The organism is Kitasatospora nipponensis (genome assembly GCF_039528135.1).
In the GTDB taxonomy this organism is placed as follows: Bacteria; Actinomycetota; Actinomycetes; order Streptomycetales; family Streptomycetaceae; genus Kitasatospora; species Kitasatospora nipponensis.
On sequence record NZ_BAAALF010000323.1, the window covers coordinates 1 to 5189 of the forward strand.

Consider the following 5189-nt stretch of genomic DNA (forward strand, 5'->3'; position numbering starts at 1 on the left):
CCCCGGGCCGCACCACCCCCACGGCCCCCCCGTGCTCGGCCCCCCCCCCCCGGCCGCCGGCCGGGCCGCGCTGGCCGAACAGGTACTGCGAGGCGGCGCCGGCCAGGCGGGCCCGGCCGTCCGGGGCGGTCTCGGCGACCAGCACCAGGTGCCGGCGGGCCAGGTCCACGCCGAGCCGGCGGCCGCGGGCCAGCAGGTCGGCCACGACGCCCTCGGTGGCGGCCAGCAGGTCGGCGAGCAGCTCGCCGCGCACCCGGTTCTCGGCCTCGGCGACCGAGCGGCGCAGCAGCAGGAGCAGGGCGGTGACCACGCCGGCCCGCTCGAAGAGCCGCCGGTCGGGGTCGGCCAGCTGCGGGCGCCCGCGCAGCACCAGGCTGCCCAGCGGTTCCTGCCCGGCCAGCACCACGCAGACCCAGCTCTCGCCGTGCCGCACCGCGCGGCCCTGGGCGCGCGAGCGGTCCACCGCCTCGGCCAGGTGCTGCGGGGCGGCCGGGCGCCCGGCCAGCGGGTGGCCCTCGGCGTCGTGCACGGCGACCTCGCCCTCCAGCAGCACGGCCACCTCGGCGGCCACGTCCGCCACCTCGGCGCCGCGCAGCACCAGGTCGGTCAGCCGGTCGTGGGCCTGCTCGGCGCGCTGGACGGCCGCCGCGTGGGCCCGGATCACCGCGTTGGCGTCGTTCAGCTCGGCCAGCGCGGCCCGGGTGTCGGCCAGCGCCCGCGCGGTGTCGATGGCGATCGCGGCGTGCGCGGCCAGCGAGCAGAGCAGCGCGACCTCGTCGGGGGAGAAGGCGCGCGGCGAGCGGTCGGCGGCGAAGAGCACCCCGATCACGCCGCCGCCGGAGGCCGGTCCGAGCAGCAGCGGGACGCCCAGGATGGCGACCAGGCCCTCCTCCAGCACGCCGGCGTCGATCCGGCCGGTGTGCCGGAACCGCTCGTCGGTGCGGTAGTCGGGGGTGGCGTAGGGCCGGGCGGTCTGCGCGACCAGGCCGCCCAGGCCGTCGCCCAGGCTCAGCCGCAGGTTCTGGAAGAGCGGCGAGACCGAGCCGTCGGTGACCCGCATGTAGGTGTCCCCGGCGCCCTCGTCGGGCAGCGTCAGGTAGGCGGTGTCGGTGCCGAGCAGCAGTCGGGCGCGACGCACGATCGCCTGCAGCACGGCGTCCAGGTCGCGGGAGGCGGCCAGGTCGCCGGCGGTGTCGAAGAGCGCGGTCAGCTCGGCCTCCCGGCGCCGGTGCTGACGCAGCGTCCGGTGCACCCGCAGGGCCTGCCGGGTGGCGTCGTCGATCTCGGCCAGCTCGGCCGGTGCGGCGCCGCGGCGGCGGGCCTGGGCGAGCACCTCGGGGAAGTCCTCCACCGGGGCGCTGTCGGCCAGCAGGTCGAGCAGGCGGCGCAGCGCGGCGGCGGTCGGGGCGGTCGGGGCGGTGGGCGCGGTCGGCGCGGTGGCCCCGGTCGGCCCAGTGGCGGGCCCGGTGGTCGGCCCGGTGCTCTGCGCGGCGCGCGCCGGGTGCGGTACGAGGTCGCTCATGGTGCCGGACATGCTCTCAGACCGGCCCGCCGCCCGGAAAGGGCACGGCATGTGACGGGCCGCCATAGTCCGTGCCCGCCCTGTGGCAGGTGACACCACAGGGCGCGGGGGCGCCAGAACCGCGCGCAGCTCAAACCCCGAGCGCCCCACCTTCCTCAGATCGAGCGCCGGTCCTTCACCCGTTCGGAGGATTGCCCGCGCAGATCCGCCCATAGCGCCCGAATGCTCGCTACATTCACGCCGATTCCCGACAGGGGCGTCGCGTACGGCACCGGGGGGCCGGAATGTGGCGTCCGAGAGGTGTTGACTGACATGCCCCAACGGCCTGCAACCGACAGTCCGGCCTATGGACCGCTCGATCCGCTCGACCCGCTGCACCCGCACGAACGGGGGAGCGGGCCGGCCCTGCCGGACGCCGACCTGCCCGCCGCGCGCCTGGGCGGCGACGGGCCGGACGAGGACGCCGCCGCGGCCCGGACCGATCCGGCCCGCACCCAGAACCCGTTGCTCGCCGCGCTGATCGAGGAGGCCGGCTTCTCGCACGCGGGTCTGGCCCGCCGGGTCGACCAGCTCGGGCTGGAGCACGGGCTCGACCTGCGCTACGACAAGACCTCGGTGACCCGCTGGCTGCGCGGCCAGCAACCACGCGGTGCCACACCCGCGTTGATCGCCGAGGTCTTCACCCGGCGGTTGGGGCGGCGGCTGTCCGCCCAGGACATCGGCCTGGACGCCTGCGCGCCGGTCTACGCGGGCCTGGAGTTCGCCGAGACCCCGCAGGAGGCGGTGGACATCGTCGCCAGCATGTGGCGCAAGGACACCGGCCCGCAGTCGGAGCTGCGGCGGATCGCCTTCACCCCGGCCGGCCTGGTGGTGCCCAGTCGCGACTGGCTGATCGGGCGCGGGGACGAGCAGGTCGCCCGGGACGCCTCGGCGGGCATCTACGGGCCGGGGCCCGACGCGCCGCCGGGCCGGGCCGATCCGGCCCAGGAGCACGGCGAGGGCGCGCCTCGCGGCGGGGTGCCCGGGGCCCGGACCGTCCCGGCCGGGCGGGTGCCCTCGCAGGCCCGCCGTCCGCTGGTCTCCGGGACCAGGACGGCCCCGCTGCCCCCCCCCCGGCCCCGCCCGAGGGGCCGGCCTCCAGGACGGCGATCCCCCCCCCCCCCCCCCCCGCGGCCCCGCCCTCCCGCCGCCCGCCGGCGGGCCGGCACCGGGTGCGGTCGGAGCAGGGGCCGGAGCCGGGACCGGGACCGGCAGCGGGGCGCCGGCGAGCGCGGCCCGGCCGGGCCGCTACGGGCTGCGGGTCGGCCGCGGGGACATCGCGGCGGTCCGGGCGGTCGGCGACCTCTTCCGGGCGCTGGACAACGCCTACGGCGGCGGGCACGCCCGGCAGGCCCTGGTGCGCTACCTGGAGAGCGAGGCCGAGCCGATGCTGCGCGGCCGCTACGGCGAGCAGATCGGGCGGGCGCTGTTCGGCGCGGTCGCCGACCTGACCCGGCTGGCCGGCTGGACCTCCTTCGACATCGCCGCGCACGGGCTGGCCCAGCGCTACTTCGTGCAGGCGCTGCGGCTCTCCCAGGCGGCCGGCGACCGGGTGCTCGGCGGCTACGTGCTGATCACCATGAGCCAGCAGGCCGTCCACCTCGGCCACGGCCGCGAGGCGGTGCAGCTGGCCCGGGTGGCCCAGCAGGGCGTGGGGACGGCGGCGCCGGCCGCCGTCCAGGCCCTGATGCACGCGGCCGAGGCGCGCGGGCACGGCATCCTGGGCGACGTCCGCTCCTGCACCACCGCGCTGGTGCGCGCCGAGCGGTCGCTGACGGTGGCCCGCGGCGGGGACGAGCTGCCCTCCTGGGCCCGGCACTTCGACGAGGCGCAGCTCGCCGACGAGTTCGCGCACTGCTACCGCGACCTGCAGCAGTGGCGGCCGGCCGCGCAGCACGCGGAGAAGTCGCTGCGGCTGCGCTCGGCGGCCTTCGCGCGCAGCCGGGTCTTCTGCCGGATGGTGCTGGCGGCCTCCCGGCTGGGGATGGGCGACCTGGACGAGGCGTGCACGCTGGCCACCGAGGCGCTGCGGGCCGCGGGGGAGATGCGCTCGGCCCGGACGGTGGAGTACCTGCGGGACTTCCACCGCCGGCTGGCGCCCTACCGGGGCAGCCCGGTGGCGCGGGCCTTCGAGGAGGCGGCCCGGCAGGCCGGGGTGATCTGAGCGCCGGGGCCCGACGGTCGGCCGGGGACCTGCGCGGGTCCGCCGCCCGGTCGCACCGGGCGGCGGGTGCCCGGTGCGACCGGTGCTGCGTGCGTCGGTGCTGCGTGCGTCGGTGCTGCGTGCGTCGATGGTGCGTGCGTGCGTCGGTGGTGTGGGTGTGGGCCGAGGAGGCGGGTCAGGCCGCTTCCCGGGCCTGGTCGGCCTCGGTCTCCCGGGGCACGCCGAGATCCTGCAGGACCGCCTCGGCGGCCCGCCGACCGGAGACCAGCGCGCCCTGGGCGCTGCTGGTGTCCCGGTGGTCGCCGCAGACGTAGAGGCCGGCCAGCACCCGCACCGGGCGGCGCACGTTGTGCGGCGGCGGCATGGTGGGCACCGCGTCCGGCAGGTGGCGCACGCTCAGGAACTCCCAGTCGCGCGCCGAGCTGTCGTAGAGCTCGGCCAGCCGGGCCCGGACGGCCGACTCCAGGCCGGCCGGACCGCCGGCGCCGAAGCCGCGCCGGCCGAGCACGGTGGTGGCCACCAGCGAGCGTCCGACCGGCGCGTAGGACTCGTGCACCTGGCTGAGCACCAGCGAGTGCGAGACGGGGGCCGGCCCCTCCGTGCGATCCGCGTCCAGCAGCAGGACGGCCTCGCTCAGCGGGGGGTGGCCGGTGGTGTGGAAGAACGTGGTCACCGGGTGGAACTCGGGCAGCCGCAGACCGGGCAGCAGGTCGACGGCCGCGCGGGCGTCGGTGGCCAGCACCACCGCGCGGGCACCGATCGGGCCGTGCTGCTCGGTGTGGACGCCGTTGGCGCCGATGCCGGTGACCCGCACACCCAGCCGCACCGTGCCCGAGGGCAGCGCGCCGGCCAGCTGGCGGGGGACGGCGGCGGTACCGGCCGCCGGCAGGGACAGGCGGCCGCGGGCGTAGCCGCGCAGCACCAGGTCGGCGATCCGGCTGCTGGTGCCGAGGGCCGGATCGCTGAGCAGGGTGGTCAGCAGCGGGCGCAGGAAGCCGTCGACCACCCGCGGCGAGTGCCCGCGTTCGGCCAGCGCCCGGGCCGCGGTGGTCTCCGGCCGGGCCAGCAGCCTGGGCACCGGGGTGGCGGCCAGCCGCGCCAGCGTCGCGCGCAGCCTGGCCTTCTCCAGCGGGCTGCCGAGCGATGAACGGCCGGCCGGCTGGCGTCCGGTCGGCGGCTGCTGCTGGTCGCCGACCCGGTAGCGCCGGCCGGCGCTGTGCACCAGGACGCCGGGGCCCAGCGGCCGCAGGTCCAGGCCGGTCAGGTCGAGCCGGCGCACCAGCTCGGGGAATCCGGTGTTGAGCAGCTGACCGCCGTGGTCCAGCCGGTATCCGTCCAGCTGGTGGCCGGCCATCCGGCCGCCGATCCGCTCGGTCGCCTCCAGCACCCGGACCTCGAGTCCGGCGGCGGAGAGCGTGCGGGCGGCGGCCAGGCCGAGCAGCCCCAGGCCCACGACGAGCAGCA

The 5189-nt window shown here is 78.2% G+C and carries 3 protein-coding genes and 1 pseudogene; 2 read left to right on the plus strand and 2 right to left on the minus strand.

Annotation, left to right across the window (positions count from 1 at the left end; all coding sequences use genetic code 11):
- On the minus strand, window positions 1-1522 hold a 1522-nt coding region (locus ABD323_RS39365), incomplete at its 3' end, for a GAF domain-containing protein (RefSeq protein ID WP_344446916.1).
- A gap of 312 nt (window positions 1523-1834) precedes the next feature.
- Between ABD323_RS39365 and ABD323_RS46230 the strand changes: the two are divergent.
- Both ABD323_RS46230 and ABD323_RS39370 read left to right on the plus strand, forming a co-directional pair.
- Window positions 1835-2320 (plus strand): annotated as a pseudogene (locus ABD323_RS46230) (NsdA family TPR-like regulatory protein); the annotation flags it as partial.
- 178 nt (window positions 2321-2498) lie between these two features.
- On the plus strand, window positions 2499-3725 hold the full coding sequence (locus tag ABD323_RS39370; protein WP_486327166.1) for an NsdA family TPR-like regulatory protein: 1227 nt from the start codon (window positions 2499-2501) through the stop codon (window positions 3723-3725).
- Window positions 3726-3900: 175 nt separating this feature from the next.
- On the opposite strand, the gene ABD323_RS39375 is transcribed toward ABD323_RS39370, so the two are convergent.
- Window positions 3901-5187: an NAD(P)/FAD-dependent oxidoreductase gene (locus tag ABD323_RS39375; RefSeq protein WP_344446917.1), complete on the minus strand. Its 1287-nt coding sequence runs from the start codon at window positions 5185-5187 to the stop codon at window positions 3901-3903.
- Window positions 5188-5189: the final 2 nt, after the last annotated feature.